15 protein-coding genes are annotated in these 21,760 nt (G+C 67.8%); 4 read left to right on the plus strand and 11 right to left on the minus strand.

The annotated features are described in order from the left end of the window. Positions 1 to 5: 5 nt before the first annotated feature. The 7 genes from pbpC to prpB form a co-directional block, all read right to left on the minus strand. Positions 6 to 2,381: a penicillin-binding protein 1C gene (gene pbpC, locus ACTT2I_RS13105; RefSeq protein WP_421099180.1), complete on the minus strand. Its 2,376-nt coding sequence runs from the start codon at positions 2,379 to 2,381 to the stop codon at positions 6 to 8. A 53-nt stretch (positions 2,382 to 2,434) separates the two neighbouring features. Beyond that, entirely contained in the window at positions 2,435 to 7,354 is a 4,920-nt protein-coding gene (locus ACTT2I_RS13110) for an alpha-2-macroglobulin family protein (protein ID WP_421099179.1), read from the minus strand. 142 nt (positions 7,355 to 7,496) lie between these two features. After that, positions 7,497 to 8,954, minus strand: coding sequence for a bifunctional 2-methylcitrate dehydratase/aconitate hydratase (locus ACTT2I_RS13115; RefSeq protein ID WP_421099178.1), 1,458 nt, complete (start codon positions 8,952 to 8,954; stop codon positions 7,497 to 7,499). A gap of 19 nt (positions 8,955 to 8,973) precedes the next feature. Further along, positions 8,974 to 10,158, minus strand: coding sequence for a 2-methylaconitate cis-trans isomerase PrpF (gene prpF / locus ACTT2I_RS13120; RefSeq protein WP_421099177.1), 1,185 nt, complete (start codon positions 10,156 to 10,158; stop codon positions 8,974 to 8,976). A 56-nt stretch (positions 10,159 to 10,214) separates the two neighbouring features. Further along, entirely contained in the window at positions 10,215 to 12,830 is a 2,616-nt protein-coding gene (gene acnD / locus ACTT2I_RS13125) for a Fe/S-dependent 2-methylisocitrate dehydratase AcnD (protein ID WP_421099176.1), read from the minus strand. 139 nt (positions 12,831 to 12,969) lie between these two features. Beyond that, on the minus strand, positions 12,970 to 14,127 hold the full coding sequence (gene prpC / locus ACTT2I_RS13130) for a bifunctional 2-methylcitrate synthase/citrate synthase (protein WP_088432970.1): 1,158 nt from the start codon (positions 14,125 to 14,127) through the stop codon (positions 12,970 to 12,972). Positions 14,128 to 14,154: 27 nt separating this feature from the next. Then, positions 14,155 to 15,045: a methylisocitrate lyase gene (gene prpB / locus ACTT2I_RS13135; protein ID WP_421099175.1), complete on the minus strand. Its 891-nt coding sequence runs from the start codon at positions 15,043 to 15,045 to the stop codon at positions 14,155 to 14,157. Between the two features lie 163 nt (positions 15,046 to 15,208). On the opposite strand from prpB, the gene prpR reads away from it, so the two are divergent. Beyond that, positions 15,209 to 16,822: a propionate catabolism operon regulatory protein PrpR gene (prpR, locus tag ACTT2I_RS13140; RefSeq protein ID WP_421099407.1), complete on the plus strand. Its 1,614-nt coding sequence runs from the start codon at positions 15,209 to 15,211 to the stop codon at positions 16,820 to 16,822. A gap of 9 nt (positions 16,823 to 16,831) precedes the next feature. Here prpR and ACTT2I_RS13145 read toward each other — a convergent pair whose 3' ends face one another. The 3 genes from ACTT2I_RS13145 to pdxH all read right to left on the minus strand — a co-directional run bounded on the left by ACTT2I_RS13145 (position 16,832) and on the right by pdxH (position 18,900). Continuing rightward, positions 16,832 to 17,668 (minus strand): DUF6891 domain-containing protein, encoded by an 837-nt coding sequence (locus ACTT2I_RS13145; RefSeq protein WP_421099174.1) that lies wholly within the window; start codon positions 17,666 to 17,668, stop codon positions 16,832 to 16,834. Positions 17,669 to 17,742: 74 nt separating this feature from the next. After that, a complete protein-coding gene (locus tag ACTT2I_RS13150; protein ID WP_088432968.1) occupies positions 17,743 to 18,204 on the minus strand; it encodes a DoxX family protein in 462 nt (153 codons plus the stop codon). A 96-nt stretch (positions 18,205 to 18,300) separates the two neighbouring features. Continuing rightward, a complete protein-coding gene (gene pdxH / locus ACTT2I_RS13155; protein WP_421099173.1) occupies positions 18,301 to 18,900 on the minus strand; it encodes a pyridoxamine 5'-phosphate oxidase in 600 nt (199 codons plus the stop codon). A gap of 41 nt (positions 18,901 to 18,941) precedes the next feature. Between pdxH and ACTT2I_RS13160 the strand changes: the two genes are divergently transcribed. Beyond that, the gene (locus ACTT2I_RS13160; RefSeq protein WP_088432966.1) at positions 18,942 to 19,769 is read left to right on the plus strand and encodes a kinase; all 828 of its coding nucleotides are present in this window, start codon (positions 18,942 to 18,944) and stop codon (positions 19,767 to 19,769) included. A 26-nt stretch (positions 19,770 to 19,795) separates the two neighbouring features. Here ACTT2I_RS13160 and ACTT2I_RS13165 read toward each other — a convergent pair whose 3' ends face one another. Beyond that, entirely contained in the window at positions 19,796 to 19,999 is a 204-nt protein-coding gene (locus ACTT2I_RS13165; RefSeq protein ID WP_088432965.1) for a dodecin family protein, read from the minus strand. 95 nt (positions 20,000 to 20,094) lie between these two features. Here ACTT2I_RS13165 and ACTT2I_RS13170 point away from each other — a divergent pair, with 95 nt between their 5' ends. Together ACTT2I_RS13170 and aroB are read left to right on the plus strand one after the other, a co-directional pair. Further along, a complete protein-coding gene (locus tag ACTT2I_RS13170; RefSeq protein ID WP_088432964.1) occupies positions 20,095 to 20,637 on the plus strand; it encodes a shikimate kinase in 543 nt (180 codons plus the stop codon). Further along, on the plus strand, positions 20,634 to 21,743 hold the full coding sequence (gene aroB / locus ACTT2I_RS13175) for a 3-dehydroquinate synthase (RefSeq protein WP_421099172.1): 1,110 nt from the start codon (positions 20,634 to 20,636) through the stop codon (positions 21,741 to 21,743). Before ACTT2I_RS13170 ends, aroB begins: the two co-directional genes overlap by 4 nt. Positions 21,744 to 21,760 lie beyond the last annotated feature (17 nt).

Genomic DNA, 21,760 nt, shown 5'->3' on the forward strand with positions numbered 1-21,760 from the left:
CATGATCAACGCAGGATGCGGAACCGCACCTGCGTCCATGCACCATCGGCAGCCAACGCGGTCAACGTGTGCTCGCCCACCTCATCGAAATCACGCTGGAACAGACGCGCACCTTCGGTGCGGGCGATCCAGCGGTCATCCAGCAACCAGTCCACCGTGGTGTCATTGCCCAGCGCGCGCAGTTGCAGGCGCACGCCGTGCTCGGCATTCGGTGCGCGCGCCAGGGTGGCCCGGTCGTTAAGCCCTTCGATGTGCAGGGTGCCCCCGCTCTCGCGGCCATCGTCGCTGCAATCCGGCGACAACGCAGGCAACTGCGAGGCCTGACGCTGGGCTTGCGGCAGCCACGGGGACAACAGCGCCGGCCAGCGCGCGATCTCGCGCTGTGCTGGTTCATGCGGCCGGCTGCACTCCGGCGACAATCGCAAGCCCGTGCGCGCATCCACCTGGAAGCGTTGCAGACCTGTTTGCCACAGCCGCGCCTCGCGTTCGGCAAACGTCGGCGGTACCACGTCTTCCAGCACGAAGGCCGGCATCCGGCGTTGGCACAGTGGCGCTGCGGTCTGCTCGGCCAGGCCACCGGTCGGCCAGCAGATGTCGGCCTGCGCAACACTGGCCGGCATCGGTGCCGTGCTCGCATCGCCAGCCTGGCGCGGCAGACTGTCGACCACTTCGAACATCAACGGCAACGCGGTCACCGCCCCGTACTGGCCGGGCAGCGGCGTGCCATCCGGACGCCCCACCCAGACGCCCACCGTGTAATGCCGCGTCGTGCCGATCGCCCAGGCATCGCGGTAGCCGTAGCTGGTGCCGGTCTTCCAGGCCACACGCGGCCGGCCGGTGACATCGAAGGTGCCCGTGCCATAGCCCGGGCGTGGATTGGACTCGAGTACCTCCCGGGTGATCCACGCCGCGCCGGGCGACATCAGGCGCCGCTCGATCACCGCATCCTGCGCCGTGTACCGCACCCGCCCAGCGATGCCGTTGCGGTTGAACGCGGCGAAGGTGCCGACCAGATCCTCCAGCCGCGCACCGGTGCCGCCAAGGATCAGCGAGAGATTGGGCGCACTGCCGTGGGGAAACCGAAGGTTGATGCCCGCATGCGACAAGCGTGCGGCGAAACGCGCCGATCCGACCCGGTCAAGCAGATCGACCGCGGGCACGTTGAGCGACAAGCGCAGCGCCGTGGCGGCACTCACCGGCCCGTTGAAGGCCGCATCGAAGTTGCCGGGCCGATACCCGCCGAAGCTCTGCGGCGCATCCACCATCAGGCTTTCCGAATGGATCAACCCGTCATCCAGCGCCATGCCATACAGGAACGGCTTCAGCGTGGAGCCCGGCGAGCGCCACGCCTGCACCATGTCCACATGACCGAGCCGCTGCTTGTCGCCGAAGGCCACCGAACCGACATAGGCGCGTGCTTCCAGCGTGCGATTGTCCACCACCAGCAGAGCCGCCGAGGTGCGCTCGGGCAGCTGCGAAAAGTACGAGGACACGCGCTCTTCCAGCGTGCGCTGCAGGCCGATGTCCAGCGTGCTCTCGATCCGTGCCGCCCGCGGCTGGGCCGAACGCAGGCGCTGGGCCAGCAAGGCGGCATGCAGCGGCGGCTGCAGGGCGCGGGTGACCACCGGTTCGATGCGGGCATCGTCGACCTCCTCGCGTGACCACACCCCCAACGACACCAGGCGTTCGAGCACCTTGTCGCGGGCACGCTGGGCGGCCTCGGGATGCCGGTCCGGGCGCAACCGGCTGGGTGACTGCGGCAGCACCGCCAGCAGCGCCGCCTCGGCATGCGACAGCTGCGAGGCCGGTTTGCCTAGATACGCCCAGCTCGCCGCTTCCACGCCTTCGATGGTGCCGCCGTAGGGCGCGCGCTCCAGGTACAGCGCCAGGATCTGCGCCTTGCTCAGGTGCAGTTCCAGCTGCACCGCGCGCAGCAGCTGCTTGGCCTTGCCCCATGGGGTACGCGTATGCGGGTCGAGAATCCGCGCGACCTGCATGGTCAGGGTTGACCCGCCGGAAACGATCCGCTGCTCGAACAGCCATTGCTTGCCCGCGCGCAGCAGGCCCCAGGGATTGATGCCGGGATGCCGCCAGAACCAGCGGTCTTCGTAGTTCAGCAGGGCCTGCAGGTACAGCGGCGACACGCTGTCGGCCGAGGCCGGATAGCGCCACACGCCGTCGGCATCGGCGAACGCGCGCAGCGGCGTGCCATCGCGCGCGACCACCAGGGTACTGGTGTCACGCTGTCTGGGCAGCGGCGGCGGAAACGCGAGGTCCAGCACCAGCAGTACGGTGAGCAGCGCCGCCGTACCCCATCGCAGGTACGGCAGCACGCCGCGTAGCGCCGACGCCCACCACCGCTTGGAAATAAGAGACGTCATGTCCGTTCAGCAGCGAGGCAGGCGGGCCGTCACGGGGACGGCCCGCCCTGCGATCAGGGCTGCACCACGGTCAGCGATGCCGGGAGGCTGCGCCCAACGCCGCGCAGGTCCGGCCGGTACATGTCCTCCACCAGCGGCGGCGGCACGCGGTAGGTGCCCGGCGTGACCGCGCGCACCAAGTAGAACACCTTGGCGGTGCTGCCACGGGAGAGTTTCAGCGCGGCCACATAGCGGTCGTCGCGGAACTCCTCGTGCTTGATGTTGGCCGCATCGCCGCGGTCGTTCACGCTCAGCCCGTCGACCACCACATCGGCCCATTGCTTCGCATCGCCCAGGTTGAAGTTCTCGATCTCCAGCCCGGCCGGCAGCAGATCGGTCAGCAGCGCATCGGGCATGTCCACGTTCGGGGTGACGCTGACCCGTACGATCAGGGCCTCGCCTTCCTTCAGCGGCCGCGGCGTCCACGGCTTGCCATCGGTGGTGTACCAGCTGCGCTCCACGCCGAGCGTGCGGCTGTCCGGTTCCGGCGGGTTGCGCGGAATGCCGGCCACTTCCAGGCTGGCGAACATCGGCGGCTCCCCCTGCGGGGTGAAGCGCACGCCCTTGGCCAGCGCGGCGTAGTCGAAGCTGCGGCCGAACATGCGGCGCGCCGAGATGCTCTCGCTTTCGCCCCCCACCACCAGCTCGCCGGAGACCAGCTTCTTCTGGTTGGCCGACAGCGCCTTGCCCATGCGGGCCAGCGCCACCTGCTCCTGGGTGCTCAGCCACATCCAGCCACTGTTGCGGCGGGCATCCAGCGCGCGGCCGAGATCGACCGCACGAGCATCGTAGGCCGGCTTGGACAGCTTGCGCTCGTGCAGCAGCGCGATCATCAGCGCGTCATCGCGTACGGCGCTGCCGTAATCGGCGAAGTAAGCCGGACGGTCGTCGGCGCGCTTGGCAAAGCCGGCGGCAATGGCCGCATCACCGCGCTTGTGATCGCCCTGCAGCGACAGCGCGATGCCCAGGTGCACCAGCGACAGACCGGTCAGCGATTTGCTGCGTTCGTTGTCGTACAGCGCGCGCAGGGTCCCCAGCGGCGCACGGTTGACCCGGGCCAGCACGTAGCCCGAGTAAGCCTGGTTGGCGAACTTCAGGTTCTCGCGGCGGTCCTCGCCATAGAACTGGTTGCCGCCGGAGAGCAGGTCTTCACTCAGGCGGTTCAGTGCCTTCTGCAGCACGGTGTCCGGCACGGCAAAGCCGGCATCCTTGGCATCGAGCAGGAATTCGGCGATGTACGGGGTCAGCCACGGATTGATGTAACCGTCGTCGCCCCACATCGAGAAGTTGCCGTTGGCGACCTGCATCGAGGCCAGGCGGCCGAAGGCGCCCTCCATGCGCTCGCGGCGGGTCTTGGCGTCCAACCCGTCTGCACCCAGCATGGCCGAGGTCGCCTCATCCAGCATCAGCGCGGCGTAGCCCTTGCTGGTGGTCTGCTCGGCGCAGCCATACGGATAGTTGAGCGCACCGTTCAAGGCACTGGCGAACGGGATCGGCGGCAGCGCGCTGACCAGCATACGCGCGGTCACCGAGTCGTTCATCAGGCCATCAGCCAGGCCGGCCTCCATCGTGACGGCGGCCAGCGGATCCAGCGTGCGGGTCTGTGCGCGCAGCACCTGCGGCCATGCCGCACGCACCGGCAGGTCATAGCGGCGATCAACCTTGAAGCCGTTGCCATCCACGCGCACGCGCACCTTGGCCACGGTGTAGCCCTCGCGCGCGGTCAGCGGGAAGCTCAGCGTGCTCTTCGCATCGGCATTGAGCTTGAGCGTGCGGCTGGATTCGCCCAGGGTCAGCGGGCCGATACCATCGACCTGCACCTTGAACTCGCCCGGTGTGCCGGTGAAGTTCTGCACGTCCAGGGTCACGGTGCTGGTATCGCCGGGCGCCATCACCCGCGGCATGCTGGCTTCGGCCAGGATCGGCGCGCGCACCACGGTTTCCACATCGCGCTTGCCGTACTGGTCATCGGCATAGACCAGCGCCGACACGCGCAGCGTGCCGTTGAAATCCGGCACCTTCAGCGCGATCCGCGCGATGCCCTTGGCATCGAGTTTCACCGGGCCGGAGAACAGGTCGACCGTCTGCACGCGCGCAGTCGGGCGCTTGGCCTGCGGCATCGCCGCCAGTGCCATGTCGCCGCCGAACTTGAGCTTGCCGCTGCTGCCGTCGAAGCTTTCGATCACGCGGCTGTAGATGTCATAGGCGTCCACACCCAGGCGACGCTGCGCGAAGAAGTGACTGGCAGCATCGGGCACCGGGAAGCGGGTGATGTTGAGGATGCCCACATCCACCGCCGAGACGGTCACATGCGCGACCTTGCCGGCCAGCTGCGGGGCACTCACGGTGACCGGCAGGGTCTGCTCCGGGCGCATCTGCTTGGGCGCCACCAGACCGACCGCGATCTGCCGCGCCCTGCGGTCCATCGGCACATGCACCACGCCGACCGCACGGGCCGGGGTGATCTTGCTCGGCGCACTGCCGCCGCGGAACACGAGCGCGGTGATGTAGACGTCGTGACGTTCCCACTCGGCGGTGACCGGAATGTCGTAGGTGCTGCCCGGCTTGGCGTCGATATCCTGGACGTAGAGCATCCTGTCGCTCTCGACCATCAGCACGCCCTTGCCGGCATGCGGCGGGGTCACGGTGACGCGCACCGTGTCGCCGGCCTTGTAGCCGGTCTTGTCCAAGGCCAGCTTGACCTTGTCCGGGCGCGCATCCAGGCCGCGGTTGTCGTCGTTCCAGCTCCAGCCGGCGTTGAACGGATAGCGGCTGGTCAGCCCGGTGGCCGGGTCGAACACGTCCAGCCGGTACTCGCCCCACTCCACCGGGAAATCAATACCGACCGCGGCACTGCCGGCGTCGACGGTGCGGGTGTCCTTGTTCTCGAAGCGGCGGGTGAAGTCGTAATCCCAGCGGTTGTCGTTGAAGGTCCAGTGGTAGTCGCGCAGCTCGCGCACCAGCGTGACCTTCAGGCCCTTGGCCGGCTGCGGCTTGCCTGCCGCGTCCACGCGCATCAGCTCGAAGCGCGCATTGCTGTTGGCGTCGGCGCCGTCCTTGGGATCGAACAACGGGCGCACACCGACCAGCGCGGTGGCCGGCCACATCACCCGCTTCAGGGTGCGGGTCACGGTGCGCCCGCCGGTTTCATACACGCTGCCGGACAGCACCACCGCGATCGGCGCGGTCGGCTTCACCTCGGCCGGCAGCTCCACGTCCTGGCGCAGCTTGCCATCGGCCGGGAACTGGGTATCGATGACGTCGCGTGCCTCGCGCGGCAGCGCGGTGGTCGGGTCGCCGAAGAAATAGCCCGGCAGCGACTCGACCGGCGACTGCTCGGCCGCCACGGCCAGGCGTGCGGTGAAGCGGTTGCCGTCGGCCGGCGCACCGTACAGGTACGCAGCATCGGCCTGCAGTTTGAGCGGCTCGCCCGGTTTGAGGATCTTCTGGGCACTGTCCAGGTCCAGCTTCATGCGCTCCGGCAGGAACTCCTCGATGCGCAGGGTCATGCCCTGGATCGCTTCCTTGCTGGCCGGGTTGGTGCGGAACTCCACCTGCCAACGCCCGGTTGGCGCTTCGGCCGGAATCAGCTGTTCGAAGCTGAAATAGCCCTGCTCGCCCGGGGTCAGGCGGGTCTCGCGGAAGGTCTTGCCGTCGGGCTGCTTCAGGCGCAGGAACACCGGCTGTGGCTTCACTGGCTTGCCGTCGTTGTCACGCAGCAGGGCCGAGATGCGCACGGTTTCGCCGGGGCGGTACAGATCGCGGCCCGACCAGGTGAACACGTCGAACCAGGCGTTGTCGCGGCCGGCCACGGCGAACTCGCTCAGGTCCAGCGCGGGCTGGTTGAACGGCAGCATCGAGGTGTCACCGCCACTGCTGGCGATCAGCACATGGCTGGCATCCAACGTGTAATTGAGCAGCGCATTGCCGTTGCCGTCGGTTGCGCCCTTGAGCACCACCTCGCCTTTTCCATCCAGGATGCGCAGCTCGATTTTCTTCAGCGACGCCCCGCTCTGCAGCGAGGCGGTGTGCACGAACAGCTTGTCCTTGTAGGCGCGCGTATGCAGGCCGATGTCGCTGACGGTGAAGAAGGCCGTGTCGTACTCCCCTTCGAACGAACCGCTGCGCTTCATCACCGCGAAGTACAGGCCCGGCTGCTGCAGCTCCTTGATGTCCTGGGTCGGCAGGTAGGTGAGCACGCGCTCGTTCTGCTTGCCGCCGATCACGAAGCGGTTGACGTAGACCGGCTCGGCAAGCTGCGACATCGGCGTCTTGTCGCCGTAGTCGCTGTCCAGCTCCCAGCTGCCGCGGCGGCCGCCGCGCTGGTACTGGCTGAAGAAGTTCGGCAGCTCCTTCTCGCGCACGCGCAGGAACTCCACGTCCACTTCCGGCACGTTGACCGACACCACCGGCAGGCCACGGCTGTCCTTGGCCGGCAGCACGCTGCCCTGCGAAGCAAACCCGGCCACCGGCTTGAGCTCGCCGGTGAAGACCTTCTGGCGCAGCTCCTTGCCGATCCGGCTCCCATCGGCGGCGAGCAGATCGGGGGAGACGATCAGCGAGTATTCCTTGGCCGCTTCCACGAACGGATAGCGCAGGGTCTTGCCGTCATCGGACAGCGACCAGCTGCTGTCCTCGGTGCCGACCTTCTCGGCGAAGCGGACCAGCGCGTCGAAATCCTGGGTGCCGACCAGCGGGCGGGAGAACTCCAGCGCCAGCGACAGGCCGTCACTCTTCTGATCGGGGTAGGCCCGGACCAGGGTGAACTCGGTGATGGCCTCGGCCTTGGCCGCGATCGGTGCGCCGGAGGGGGCTGGCAGCTGGCCACTGTCGTTGCGCTTGCAGCCCCCGACGCCGATGGCCAGGCCGGCGACCAGCGCCAGGCCTGCGATTCCCTTCCAGCTCCACTGCCCGAACCGACTGCGGCTAGCCATGACGTCACTCCTTGAACAAGGCCGCCAGTATACGGGCCGTCCCGGTCCGCCCGGGGGGCGCGGGTGCCGGGCGATCCGGCGTCATGGTCGGGGGCAGGAGCGCGGCGAGAGGCAGCGGAGAGCAGCCGACCAGCGGTCGGCTCTACGTGGCGACGTAGAGGTCCATGTACTCGTGCACCGGCATCGCCTCCAGCGCGACCGGGTCCAGCGAGGCCTCGAGGATCCGGCGCTGCTGCACGGTCGGGAACACCCCGGCCAGGTGCCGGCGGAACTTGTCCTCCAGCAGCGGGATGCCCTCGGCCCGGCGCCGGGCGTGGCCCAGCGGGTACTCGACCACGGCCTCCATCGTGCTGCCATCAGAGAAGGTCACGTGCAGCGCGTTGGCGATGCTGCGCTTGTCCGGGTCTAGGTAGTCGGCCGTGAACTGCGGCTCTTCCACGCAGGTGATCTTCGCCCGCAGAGGATCGATGCGCGGATCGGCAGCGACGTCATCCTCGTAGTCCTCGGCCACCAGCCGGCCGAAGATCAAGCCGATCGCCACCATGTACTGCACGCAGTGGTCGCGGTCGGCCGGGTTATGCAGCGGGCCGGGCTTGTCGATGATGCGCAGGCAGGCCTGCTGGGTGCGCAGGGTGATCTGCGCGATGTCTTCGCTGCGCTTGCCGGTGGCGCGCATCTGGGCATGCACGTGCATTGCCGCTTCGACCGCGGTCTGGCCATGGAACTCGGCCGGATAGCTGATCTTGAACAGCACGTTCTCCATCACGTAACTGCCATAAGGCCGCTGGAAGCGGAACGGCTGCCCGCCGAAGGAGACGTCGTAGAAGCCCCAGGTCGGCGCGGTCAGCGCGCTGGGGTAGCCCATCTCCCCGGCCGCGGCCATCAGCGACAGGCGCACCGCCCGGCTGGTGGCGTCGCCCGCCGCCCAGCTCTTGCGCGAGCCGGTGTTGGGCGCGTGCCGGTAAGTGCGCAGCGACTGCCCATCCACCCAGGCCAGCGACAAAGCATTGAGCATGCGCTCGCGATCCAGCCCGAGCATGTGCGACACCACCGCGGTGGAGGCGACCTTGACCAGCACCACATGATCCAGCCCGACCCGGTTGAAGGCGTTCTCCAGCGCCAGGCAGCCCTGGATCTCATGCGCCTTGACCATCGCCTCCAGCACATCGCGCATGGTCAGCGGCGCCCGCCGCAGCGCCTCGGCATTGCGGCTGAGCCAATCGGCGGTGGCGAGAATGCCGCCGAGATTGTCGGACGGGTGCCCCCACTCCGCTGCCAGCCAGGTGTCGTTGAAATCCAGCCAGCGGATCATCGCGCCGATGTTGAAGGCGCCCTGCACCGGATCAAGCTCGAAGCGCGTCCCTGGCACGCGCGCACCGTTGATCACCCGCACGCTGGGCACCAGCGGCCCGAGCAGCTTGCTGCAGGCCGGGAACGAGAGCGCGGCCAGCCCACAGCCCAGCGTATCGATCAGGCAGTGCCGCGCGGTGGTATACGCCAGCGGCGAGCTGACCTGATAGTCGCGAACGTAATCGACGATGTCGGTCAGGACCGTGTCCCATGCGGGACGCTGGTTGCTGTGGCTGTCATGACCGGACATCGTGATTCTCCTGTTGGGGTTACAAGGTCGTGGCGGGCACCCGTACGGCGCCGTCCATCAATACGCGGGCACTGCGGCTCATGATGGCCTTGGTGACCGTCCACTGCCCGTCAACGAAGGCCGCCTGCGCGCCCACGCGCAAGGTGCCGGAGGGATGACCGAAGCTCACCGATTCGCGCTCACCGCCGCCGGCGGCCAGGTTCACCAGCGTGCCCGGGATCGCGGCGGCGGTACCGATGGCGACTGCGGCAGTGCCCATCATGGCGTGGTGCAGCTTGCCCATGGACAGCGCGCGTGCGTGCAGATCGATGGCAGTGGCCGCGATTTGCTTGCCGCTGGAGGACACGTAGTCCTGTGCCGGGGCGACGAAGGCCACCTTCGGCGTGTGCTGACGGGTCGCGGCCTGCTCGATGGTCTCGATCAGCCCCATGCGCACCGCGCCGTGCGCGCGGATCGCCTCGAAGCGTGCCAGCGCCGCGCTGTCTTCGTTGATCGCCGGCTGCAGTTCGGTGCCGGTGTAGCCCAGGTCGGCCGCGTTGAGGAAGATGGTCGGAATGCCGGCGGTGATCATCGTCACCTGGAAGCTGCCCACGCCGGGCACGTCGAGCGTGTCGACCAGATTGCCGGTCGGGAACATCGCCCCGCCCTCGCCATCATCGGACGGATCCAGAAACTCCAGCTGGATCTCGGCGGTCGGAAAGGTCACGCCATCCAGTTCGAAATCACCGTCTTCCTGCACCTGGCCCTCCACGATCGGCACATGCGCCAGGATGGTCTTGCCGATGTTCGCCTGCCAGATGCGCACGGTGCAGACGCCATTGTGCGGAATCCGCGCCGGGTCAATCAGGCCGTTGCTGATCGCGAACGGCCCCACCGCCGTGCTGAGGTTGCCGCAGTTGCCGCTCCAATCGACGAACGCGGTCTCGATCGCGACCTGGCCGTACAGATAATCCACGTCGTGATCCGGCACCGACGGCGCGGAGATGATCACGCACTTGCTGGTGCTGGAGGTCGCGCCACCCATGCCATCGGTGTGTTTGGCATACGGATCAGGCGAGCCGATCACGCGCATCAGCAGCGCATCGCGCGCCGGGCCGGGCACCTGCGCGGCGGCAGGCAGGTCGGTCAGCTTGAAGAAAACGCCCTTGCTGGTGCCGCCGCGCAGGTAGGTGGCGGGGATGCGGAGCTGGGGGAGAAACGCCATATCGAAGTCCTGAGGGAACGACGGCCCATTACCGGGCCGTCGTGATGCGGGTGGGATCAGGCGACCTGCGCCGATTCCAGGAAGTCCTGGGCAAACCGCTGCAGTACGCCGCCGGCCTCGTAGATCGAGACTTCTTCAGCGGTATCCAGGCGGCAGGTGACCGGCACCCGCAGCTGTTCACCGTTGCGGCGATGGATGACCAAGGTCAGCTCGGCACGCGGCACACGCTCGCCCAGCACGTCGAAGGTTTCGGTGCCGTCGATGCCCAGGGTCTTGCGGTTGACGCCTTCCTTGAACTCCAGCGGCAACACGCCCATGCCGATCAGGTTGGTGCGGTGGATGCGCTCGAAGCCTTCGGCGGCGATCGCTTCCACGCCGGCCAGGCGCACGCCCTTGGCGGCCCAGTCGCGCGAGCTGCCTTGGCCGTAGTCGGCACCGGCGATGATGATCAGCGGCTGTTTGCGATCCATGTAGGTTTCGATCGCTTCCCACATGCGGGTGACCTCGCCTTCCGGCTCCACGCGCGCCAGCGACCCCTGCGTGACCTGGCCATCGACCACGGCCATTTCGTTGATCAGCTTCGGGTTGGCGAACGTCGCACGCTGCGCGGTGAGGTGATCGCCGCGGTGCGTCGCGTAGGAATTGAAGTCTTCCTCGGGCAGGCCCATCTTCGCCAGGTACTCACCGGCCGCGCTGCTGGCCATGATCGCGTTGGACGGCGACAGGTGATCGGTGGTGATGTTGTCGCCGAGCACCGCCAGCGGGCGCATGCCGGTCAGGCTGCGGGCCCCGGCCAGCGCGCCTTCCCAATACGGCGGGCGGCGGATGTAGGTGCTCTGGGGGCGCCAGTCGTACAGCGGGCTGATCGGTGCACCGTGTTCCACCTTGAAGGTGAACATCGGGTCGTAGACCTTGCGGAACTGCTCCGGCTTGACGCAGGCCTTGACCACCGCGTCGATCTCGGCATCGCTTGGCCACAGGTCCTTCAGCGTGATCGGGTTGCCGTCGGCATCATGGCCGAGCGCATCCTTTTCGATATCGAAACGCACCGTGCCGGCGATCGCGTACGCCACCACCAGCGGCGGCGAGGCCAGGAAGGCCTGCTTGGCGTACGGGTGGATGCGGCCGTCGAAGTTGCGGTTGCCCGAAAGCACGGCGGTGGCATACAGGTCGCGGTCGATCACTTCCTGCTGGATCTTCGGGTCCAGCGCACCGCTCATGCCGTTGCAGGTGGTACAGGCGAAGGCGACGATGCCAAAGCCCATCTGTTCCAGTTCGGTCAGCAGACCGGCTTCTTCCAGATACAGCTGCACGGCCTTGGAACCGGGCGCCAGCGAGCTCTTCACCCACGGCTTGCGGGTCAGCCCGGCGCGGTTGGCATTGCGGGCCAGCAATGCCGCGGAGATGACGTTGCGCGGGTTGCTGGTGTTGGTGCAGCTGGTGATCGCGGCGATGATCACCGCGCCATCGGGCATCAGGCCATCGGCCTGCTCCTGCTTGCCCGAGGCCAGCTTGCCTTCATCGGCGATGCCGCGCGCGGCCAGGTCGGTGGTCGCCACGCGCTTGTGCGGGTTCGACGGGCCGGCCATGTTGCGCACCACGGTGGACAGGTCGAACTGCAGCACGCGCTCGTACTGCGCGGTGACCAGATCGTCGGCCCACAGGCCGGTGGCCTTGGCGTAGGTTTCCACGAGTGCGACCTGGTCGTCCTCGCGGCCGGTCAGGCGCAGGTAATCCAGGGTCTGCTGGTCGATGTAGAACATCGCCGCGGTGGCGCCGAACTCCGGCGTCATGTTGGAAATGGTGGCGCGGTCACCGATGGTCAGCGCGTTGGCGCCCTCGCCGTAGAATTCGATCCACGCCCCGACCACACGTTCCTTGCGCAGGAACTCGGTCAGCGCCAGCACCACGTCGGTGCAGGTGATGCCTGGCTGCGGGCGGCCGGTCAGCTCCACGCCGATGATGTCGGGCAGGCGCATCCAGGAGGCACGGCCGAGCATCACGCTCTCCGCTTCCAGGCCGCCCACGCCGATCGCGATCACGCCCAGCGCATCCACGTGCGGGGTGTGGCTGTCGGTGCCCACGCAGGTATCCGGGAAGGCCACGCCATCGCGCACCTGCACGACCGGCGACATCTTCTCCAGATTGATCTGATGCATGATCCCGTTGCCCGGCGGAATCACGTCGACGTTCTTGAACGCCTTCTTGGTCCAGTTGATGAAGTGGAACCGGTCTTCATTGCGGCGGTCCTCGACGGCGCGGTTCTTCTCGAACGCTGCCTTGTCGAAGCCGGGATATTCCACTGCCAGCGAGTGATCGACGATCAGCTGGGTCGGCACCACTGGATTGATCTGCGCCGGATCACCGCCGGCATCGGCAATGGCATCGCGCAGGCCGGCCAGATCCACCAGGGCGGTCTGGCCGAGAATGTCATGGCAGACCACGCGTGCCGGGAACCACGGGAAATCCAGATCCTGGCGACGCTCGATCAGCTGGCGCAGCGAGGGCTCCAGCGTGGCCGGGTCGCAGCGGCGCACCAGGTTTTCGGCCAGCACGCGCGAGGTGTACGGCAGCGTGGCATAGGCACCGGGCTGGATGGCATCCACGGCGGCACGGGTATCGAAATAGTCCAGCGCGGTGCCGGGGAGGTTCTTGCGGTACTGAGTATTCATGGCTGGCGATAGCTGCTTGTTGGCGGGCCGGGGCGTCGTGACACCGGCGAAGAAGGAGTAGCGACGCCGCAACGGAGCAGACCGGCATCGCGCCGGCCTGTTCCGCAAAGCACCCGCGAACGGGTGCGGTACGTCTGTCTTACTTGCGCTGGTCGATCGGCACGAAAGCCTGGTCTTCCGGGCCGGTGTAGTTCGCGCTCGGGCGGATGATCTTGCCGTCGATGCGCTGCTCGATGATGTGCGCGCTCCAACCGGAAGTACGCGCGATCACGAACAACGGGGTGAACATGGCCGTCGGCACGCCCATCATGTGGTAGCTGACCGCGCTGAACCAATCCAGGTTCGGGAACATCTTCTTGATGTCCCACATCACCGATTCCAGGCGCTCGGCGATGTCGTACATCTTGACGTTCTGCTGCTCGGCGGACAGATCGCGCGCGACGTCCTTGATGATGCTGTTGCGCGGGTCGCTGACGGTGTAGACCGGGTGGCCGAAACCGATCACGACTTCCTTGCGCTCCACGCGGGCCTTGATGTCGGCCTCGGCATCGTCCGGGCTGTCGTAGCGCTTCTGCACTTCGAAGGCCACTTCATTGGCGCCGCCATGCTTGGGACCGCGCAGGGCACCGATACCGCCGGTGATCGCGCTGTACATGTCGCTGCCGGTGCCGGCGATGACGCGGCAGGCGAAGGTCGAGGCGTTGAACTCGTGCTCGGCGTACAGGATCAGCGAGGTGTGCATCGCCTTGACCCACGAATCCTGCGGCTTCTCACCGTGCAGCAGGTGCAGGAAGTGGCCACCGATGGAGTCGTCGTCGGTCTCCACGTCGATCGCACGACCGTTGTGGCTCCAGTGATACCAGTACAACAGCATCGAGCCCAGGCAGGCCATCAGCTTGTCGGCGATGTCGCGCGCGCCCGGGTGGTTGTGGTCGTCCTTCTCCGGCGACACGCAGCCGAGCACGGAAACGCCAGTGCGCATCACGTCCATCGGGTGCGCCGACGGCGGCAGTTCTTCCAGCGCGGCCTTGACCGCGGCGGGGATGCCACGCAGCGACTTCAGCTTGGTCTTGTAGGCGACCAGTTCGGCGCGGGTCGGCAGTTTGCCGTGAACCAGCAGATGCGCGATTTCCTCGAATTCGCTGGTATTGGCCAGATCGGCGATGTCATACCCGCGGTAATGCAGGTCGTTGCCGCTGCGGCCGACGGTGCACAGCGCGGTGTTGCCGGCGGCGGTGCCCGACAGGGCGACGGATTTCTTCGGCTTGAAGCCGGGGGCGGTAGTGGTGTCGCTCATGATCCCTCCAGAAAACAGTGTGCGGTCTTACTTCTTGGCGGCGAACAACGCATCGAGCTGCTGCTCGAAGGCGTGGTAACCGATACGGGCGTAGAGTTCCTCGCGGGTCTGCATCGCCTCCACCACATTACGCTGGTGGCCCTCGCGGCGAATGGTCTCATACACGTTCTCGGCCGCCTTGTTGGCAGCACGGAACGCGGACAGCGGGAACAGCTGGATGGCGACGCCGGCCGAAGCCAGTTCATCGCGGCTGAACAGCGGGGTGGCACCAAACTCGGTGATGTTGGCCAGGACCGGCACCTTCACCGCATCGACGAAGCGGCGGTAGGTCTCCAGATCGTAGGCGGCCTCGGCGAAGATGCCGTCGGCACCGGCCTCGACGCAGGCGATGGCCCGTTCGATCGCGGCATCCACACCGTCGACCTGGATGGCATCGGTGCGCGCGATCAGGAAGAAGTCCGGATCGGTCCTGGCATCGGCGGCGGCCTTGACCCGGTCCACCATCTCGCCCTGTGACACGATCTCCTTGCCCGGGCGGTGACCGCAGCGCTTGGCGCCGACCTGGTCTTCGATGTGACAGGCGGCCGCGCCGGCCTTGATCAGCGACTTGACGGTGCGCGCGATGTTGAACGCGCTCGGGCCGAAGCCGGTGTCGATGTCCACCATCAGCGGCAGGTCGCACACATCGGTGATGCGGCGCACGTCGATCAGCACGTCTTCCAGGGTGTTGATGCCCAGGTCCGGCAGGCCCAGCGAGCCGGCTGCGACGCCGCCGCCGGACAGATAGATCGCCCGGTAGCCGGCGCGCTTGGCCAGCAGCGCGTGGTTGGCGTTGATCGCGCCGATCACCTGCAACGGCGATTCGGCGGCCAGTGCGGCGCGGAAGCGGGCGCCAGCGGAGGAAACAGGGGTGCTCATGCGGCATTCCATCGTGGTTGACGGGTGGATAGGCGCAAGGGCCGTGCCAACCTGCAAGTGTCTGATTTCATTGCGTCGACCCCACGAGCATGACGTTTCACGTTGAAACATTGAAACACCTGTAACATGGCTGCAACTGAAACATTGAAACGTCGTCATGTCGATCAGCCTGCCGCGCCACCGTTCCCGCCTGTCCGATCCGGAGGCCGGCCAGCTGCCGGTGATCTGGACCGTCAGCGTGTCGCGCCTGACCGGTCTGCTCGGCGATGTGATCCCGGAATTCGACCGCCGCGCCCGCATCGTGCCGATCAACCTCGGCTTCGAGGAGGCGGTGGATGTGATCGGTCAGCGCCTGCGCCGCGAACACTGTGATGTGGTGATCGCCGGCGGCTCCAATGCGGCCTACCTGCGCAGCCGGCTGGAGGTGCCGCTGGTGCCGATCCAGGCCAACGGCTTCGACCTGATGGAGGCGCTGGCGCGCGCGCGCCGGATCGCCCCGCGGATCGGCCTGGTCACCCATGCCACCGATGTGCCGACCTTCGGCAGTTTCCAGCACAGCTTCGGGCTGGACATCGAGCATCGCCGCTTCGTCACCCGCGAGGACGCGCGCGACTGCATCGCCGACATGCGCGCTAATGGCATCGAAGTGATCGTCGGCACCGGCATGGCGATCGACTACGCCGAACAGGTCGGCCTGCCCGGAGTGCTGCTGTACTCGGCCGATTCGGTGCGGCACGCGTTCGAACACGCGCTGGAGCTGACCCAGACCCTGGCCCGCTCCGGCGCCCCGTCACTGCGGCGGCGGGCACCGGCCAGGCAACGCGATACCGATCATGCCCTGCTCGGCGACAGCGCCGCGATGCAGCAGGTGCGCGAGCACATTGCACTGTATGCGCCTTACGACAGCACGGTGCTGATCACCGGCGCCACCGGCACCGGCAAGGAACTGGTGGCCCGGCAACTGCACAGCGCCAGCGGCCGGCGTGGCCGCTTCGTCGCGCTGAACTGCGGGGCGATCAGCGAATCGCTGCTGGAAGCCGAGCTGTTCGGTTACAACGAAGGGGCGTTCACCGGCGCCCGCCGCGGCGGTCGCGTAGGCCTGGTCGAAGCCGCCGAGGGCGGCACCCTGTTCCTCGATGAAATCGGCGAGCTGCCGTTGCCGCTGCAGACCCGGCTGCTTCGGGTGCTGGAAGAGCGTGAAGTGCTGCGCGTCGGCGCCACCGAGCCGACCCCGGTGGACGTGCGCGTGGTCGCAGCCACGCTGCAGACGCTGGAATCGCTGGTGGAGACGCAGCGCTTCCGGCGCGACCTCTACTACCGCTTGGCCGCACTGCGCATCGCGCTGCCGACCCTGCACGAACGGCGCGAGGATGTGCCTTTGCTGCTGGAACACTTCTTCAGCCTGCTGGGCGGCACGTCGTCCCCGCTCGCTGCCCCGGCGCTGCAGCGGCTGTGCGATTACCCGTGGCCGGGCAACGTGCGCGAGCTGCGCAACATGGTCGACCGGCTGCGCATCCATTGGCCGCACGGGCGCGGCGAGCTGGCGCTGGCCCAGATGCAGGCCTGGCTGCCGGAGCTGGCGTCCTCGCCTGTCGCCGCGCGCGCCTGGGCAGATGCAGCGCCGGACGGCCCGCCCCAGCGCGCGGCCACGCGCCCCGGCAACGACATGCTGCAGCAGCTGCTCGATGCCCACGGCGGCAACCGTGAGCAGGTCGCGCAGGCGCTGGGCGTGTCGCGTACCACGCTGTGGCGCTGGCTGCGCAGCACCGCCGGGTAAGGACGCGGCTTACGCCACGCCGCGCAGGTCCACCGTGGGCCGGTGCGCTGCCGAGCCATCCCAGTCCACCGCCAGTCCCGCTGCGGTGAACGCATCCACGATCCTGCGCCCGACCTGCTCCATGGCAGCGCTGGCGCCCACCGGCCCGGCCCAGAAGCCCAGGCTCAGATCGCTGCTGCGCTTGGCGCGGTTGAGGTCCTGCCGGGTGTAGAAGCACAGGCCGACCAGGCCGGCCTCCATGCCGCCGCGTTCGATGAACTGCTGGGCGGTGTCGGTGAAGCCATCCTCCTGGGTCAGGCCAACGTCCTGCACGGTGACGATGCCCTGGTCTTCCAGGCGGGCGAACACCGCGGTGACCCTGGCGTGCGCGGCGCGCCAGTCGGCGGCCCGCATCTTCTGCGGCGGCCGCGGCTCGGCCTTCACCGGGATGGGGTGGCCGGTCACCGCAGACAGCAGCGCCTGCACCTCCGGCACCATCGCGTTGACCACGATATGGTTGCCAAAGCCGTCGTGCACCGCCGGGTTCGCACCGGCGTCGAGCAGCATCTGCACCGGCGCGCACTCCAGCGCGAATTCCGCGGCCAGGTACAACGCGGTCCGCCCGCCGCTACCGAGGTGTTCCAGCGGGCTTCCTGCATCGATGAGCAAACGCAGTACCTGCAGATGCTGGGCCGCCGGGGTGTCATGGGTTGCGCGCGCCGCACATTCCAGCGCGGTGAAGCCGTAGGCGTTTTCTGCGCCGACATCGGCGCCCGCCGCAAGGGCGGCCTGCACTACCGCCACGTCGGCCGCCAAGGCGGCCTCGCACAGATCAATGGCGGGCGAAGAAGCGGATGCGGTCGTCATGTAACCGTTGCGTGCACAGGGGGATTCCTCCGCCAGTATGCAGGAGCTGCCTCGCGGGCGCGGCGCGCCACTGTTCACGCCATCGGCGAAGCGCCGCGTCCCGTCCACAGTGCATAACGCCCCGCGCCCAGAACGCACACCCACGCCAGGGCCACGCCCAGTGGCACCTCCGGCAGATACAGGAACCAGCTCAGCCAATCCAAAGGCCCCAGGCCAGCCGGAATGCGCCCGATACCGTCGGTGACGGCCGCGACCGCGCAGATCATCATCAGCGCTGCGGCCGACAGGCGCGGCAGCACACCGAGCACCAGGGTGGTGCCCAGCACCCATTCCACCATCGCCACTGCAGGGGCGCTGGCCGCCGGCCACGGGATACCCGCCTCCACGAGCGTGGCCAGCATGCGATCCCTGCCGTCGTCGGTAAACAGCTTGTTCCATCCCGATACGGCGAACATGGTGCCCGAAGCGATGCGCGACAGCAGTAACAGCAGCGAAGGGGCGATGCGGGATTCAGCAGGCGGGACAAAAGGAAACATGGCAAGGCGGTTCCAAGGCAGACATCGTCGTCCGCCCGATCCTAACCGGCGCCTTCCCATCCGGTGCATCCCGTGCGGTGGCCGATGGATACGGCCTTACGGGAACAGCAACCGCTTGCTCCACTGCCCGTCGTGATCGACCTCATAGCACCAGCGCTCGTGCAGCCGGAACTGCGCGCCGTACCAGAACTCGATCCGCTGCGGCACCACGCGCAGGCCGCTCCAGCCGTCCGGGCGCGGCACGTCGCGGCCGTCGAAGCTGGCCTCGGTGGTGGCCACGCGGGCGTCGAATTCCTCGCGCGAGGCCAGCGTCCTGGACTGCAGCGACGCCCAAGCGCCGATCTGGCTCATCCGCGGGCGCGAGGCGAAATACGCATCGGCCTCGGCATCGCTGACCTGCTCCACGCGACCTTCGATGCGCACCTGGATGCCGGCCTCGCGCAGGCTGCGCCACAGGAACAGCAGCGCGGCCTGCGGATTGGCCTGCAATTCCCGGCCCTTGTGGCTGTCCAGATGGGTGTAGAACACGAAGCCGCGCTCATCGAAGGCCTTGAGCAGCACGGTACGCGCAGAGGGCTGGCGGTTCTGGTCGGCGGTGGCCACGGTCATCGCATTGGGTTCGACTTCGCGGCTCGCCTTGGCTTCTTCGAACAGCCCGGCAAAGGTGGATAGCGCTTCGGCATACAGATCGGTCATGGCGGTTTTCTTGTCACGCGGTTTGGGTTTATTGTCGCTGCATGCCTGCACCTGCGTACATGCCCCCGACGAAAGGTTTTCCGGATGCGCTGGTCGCACAGGCGCTGGACCACGCACTGAGCTGCGATACCGCCATTCCAGTATTGGCGATCAGCGGTCTGCAGGGCAGCGGCAAATCGACGCTGGCCGCCCAGGTGGTTGCGCTGGCCGAAACCCGCGGCCTGCGTGCGGCGATGCTCTCCATTGACGATGTCTACCTCACCCGGGCCCAGCGTCAACGCCTGGCACGGCAGGTGCACCCGTTGCTGCTCACGCGCGGCCCGCCGGGAACGCACGACCTGGCCCTGGCCCACGCCACGCTGGATGCGGTTGCTGCCGGCGGCCCGGTCGCCCTGCCCCGTTTCGACAAGCTCGCTGACGAACGCTTGCCGGAAAAGGACTGGACGCACCTCGACGGACCACTCGACCTGCTGGTGTTCGAAGGCTGGTTCCTCGGCACGCCTGCGCAGGGCGAATCCGATCTGGACCCACCGCTCAACGCACTCGAGCGCGAGGCCGATACGGACGGGCGTTGGCGGCGCTGGTGCAACCACGCCCTCGCCCACGACTACCCTGCGCTGTGGCAGCGCTGCGACCGGCTGTGGTTCCTGCAGCCGCCGGATTTCTCGGTGATCCCGAGATGGCGCTGGCAGCAGGAGCAGAACCTGCAGGCCGCCCAGCCCGACCGCAGCAGCATGAGCCGCGCCCAGCTGGAGCGCTTCGTGCAGTACTACGAGCGGGTCAGCCGACAGGCCCTGCGCACCCTGCCCGGCTTGGCGGACAAGGTGATCGCGCTGGACGAGCAACGCCGCATCATCGCCACGCGCTGACCGCCGCAGCCAGAAACCGCGCCGGATCAACTGACCAGGAAGGTCACGCGCAGATTCACCCGCCACTCGGTGATGTTGCCTTCCCCGTCCGTGACGACCTTGGTTTCATTGATCCAGGCGCCTTGGATGCCTTTGACCGTCTCGGCCACCTTCTTCAGGCCACTGCGTACCGCGTCCTCCACACTGGTCTTGGAGGAGGCATTGATCTCGATGATTTTGGCAACGGACATGGATTGCTCCGGTAGCGCGCGGGACAGTCCGCGCCGGCCCACCATGGGGGGCCGCGCGTAAAGGCGATGGCACGGAGATGTTAGGATCGAGGGTAATGAATCCCGCTCCGAACCTCATCCTGATTGGCCCGATGGGCGCCGGCAAAACCTGCATCGGGCGCCGGCTGGCCGAGCGCTTCACGCTGGACTTCGTGGATGCCGATCAGGCCATCGTGGACAGCACCGGGGCCAGCATTCCGGCGATCTTCGAGCACTCCGGCGAAGCCGGCTTCCGCCAGCACGAGCGCCAGGTCCTGCACGCGCTGCTGGACGGGCACGGTCAGCTGATCTCCACCGGCGGTGGCGCGGTACTGGACGCGGACAACCGCGCGGCCATCGCCCGCCGTGGGTTCGTCGTCTACCTGCGGGTCAGCGTGCCGGCCCAGCTGGAGCGGCTGGCGCGTGACCGCGGCCGCCCGCTGCTGCAGCGCCCGGACCGCGAGCAGGTGCTGCACGAGATGGCCGCCGCCCGTGACCCGCTGTACCAGAGCCTGGCCGACCTCACCCTGGATACCGATCTCTACACGCCCGCCGAGGCCACCGCGCAGCTGGTGCTGCGCCTGGCCGCGCAGTGGCAGCGACAGGAAACACCTGAATGACCCCCTCCCCGCGTACCGTTGCCGTCAGCGGCGACACTCCCTACACCATCCACATCGGCCCGGGCCTGCTTGGCCACGGCGAGCTGCTGGCCCGTCACGTCCGCGGCCGCCATGTGCTGCTGCTCAGCGATTCCTCGGTCGCGCCGCTGTACCTGGCCGGGGTGAAGGCCGCGCTGCTGGCCGCGCGCCCGGACCTGCTGCTCGGTGAGCTGGTGCTGCCGGCCGGCGAAGCCTCCAAGACCCTGGCCCACTTCGGCGATGCGATCACGGCGCTGGCCGCCCTTGGCGCCACCCGCGATGCCTGCGTGATGGCCCTCGGCGGTGGCGTTGCCGGTGATCTGGCCGGCTTCGCGGCGGCCTGCTGGATGCGCGGCGTGGACTGTGTGCAACTGCCGACCTCGCTGCTGGCGATGGTGGACTCCTCGGTCGGCGGCAAGACCGCGGTGGACATCCCCGAAGGCAAGAACCTGGTCGGCGCGTTCCACCCACCGCGCGCCGTCATCGCCGACACCGCTACCCTGCGTACCCTGCCGCCGCGCGAGCTGCGGGCCGGCCTGGCCGAGGTGATCAAGTACGGTGCGATCCGCGACCCGCTGTTTTTCCAGTGGCTGCAGGCCGAACACGCCGCGCTGCTGGCCGGCGATGACACCGCGCTGGCCCAGGCCATCGCGCGCAGCTGCGAGCACAAGGCCGAGATCGTCGCGCGCGATCCGCTGGAAAAGGGCGAGCGCGCCCTGCTCAACCTTGGCCACACCTTCGGCCACGCGATCGAGACCGAACAGGGCTACGGCGCGCCGGGCAACGACAACCTCAACCATGGCGAAGCCGTCGCGGTCGGCATGGTCCTGGCCGCACGGCTGTCCGCCCAGCTGGGCATGAGTGACGACGCCGACACCGGGCAGCTGCGCGACCTGCTGCTGCGCTACGAACTGCCGGTCGCCATTCCGGCCGGCCTGCAGCCCGAAGCGCTGCTGGCACGGATGCGGCTGGACAAGAAGAACGTCGCCGGGCGGCTGCGCCTGGTGCTGTGGCGTGGGATCGGCCGTGCCGAAGTGGTCGGCGATGTCGACGAGGCCGACGTGCTGCGTGTGCTCGCCGCCGGCTGAGCCTGCGACGTTCCGCC

The organism is Stenotrophomonas sp. PUT21, assembly GCF_052232875.1.
In the GTDB taxonomy this organism is placed as follows: Bacteria; Pseudomonadota; Gammaproteobacteria; order Xanthomonadales; family Xanthomonadaceae; genus Stenotrophomonas; species Stenotrophomonas maltophilia_N.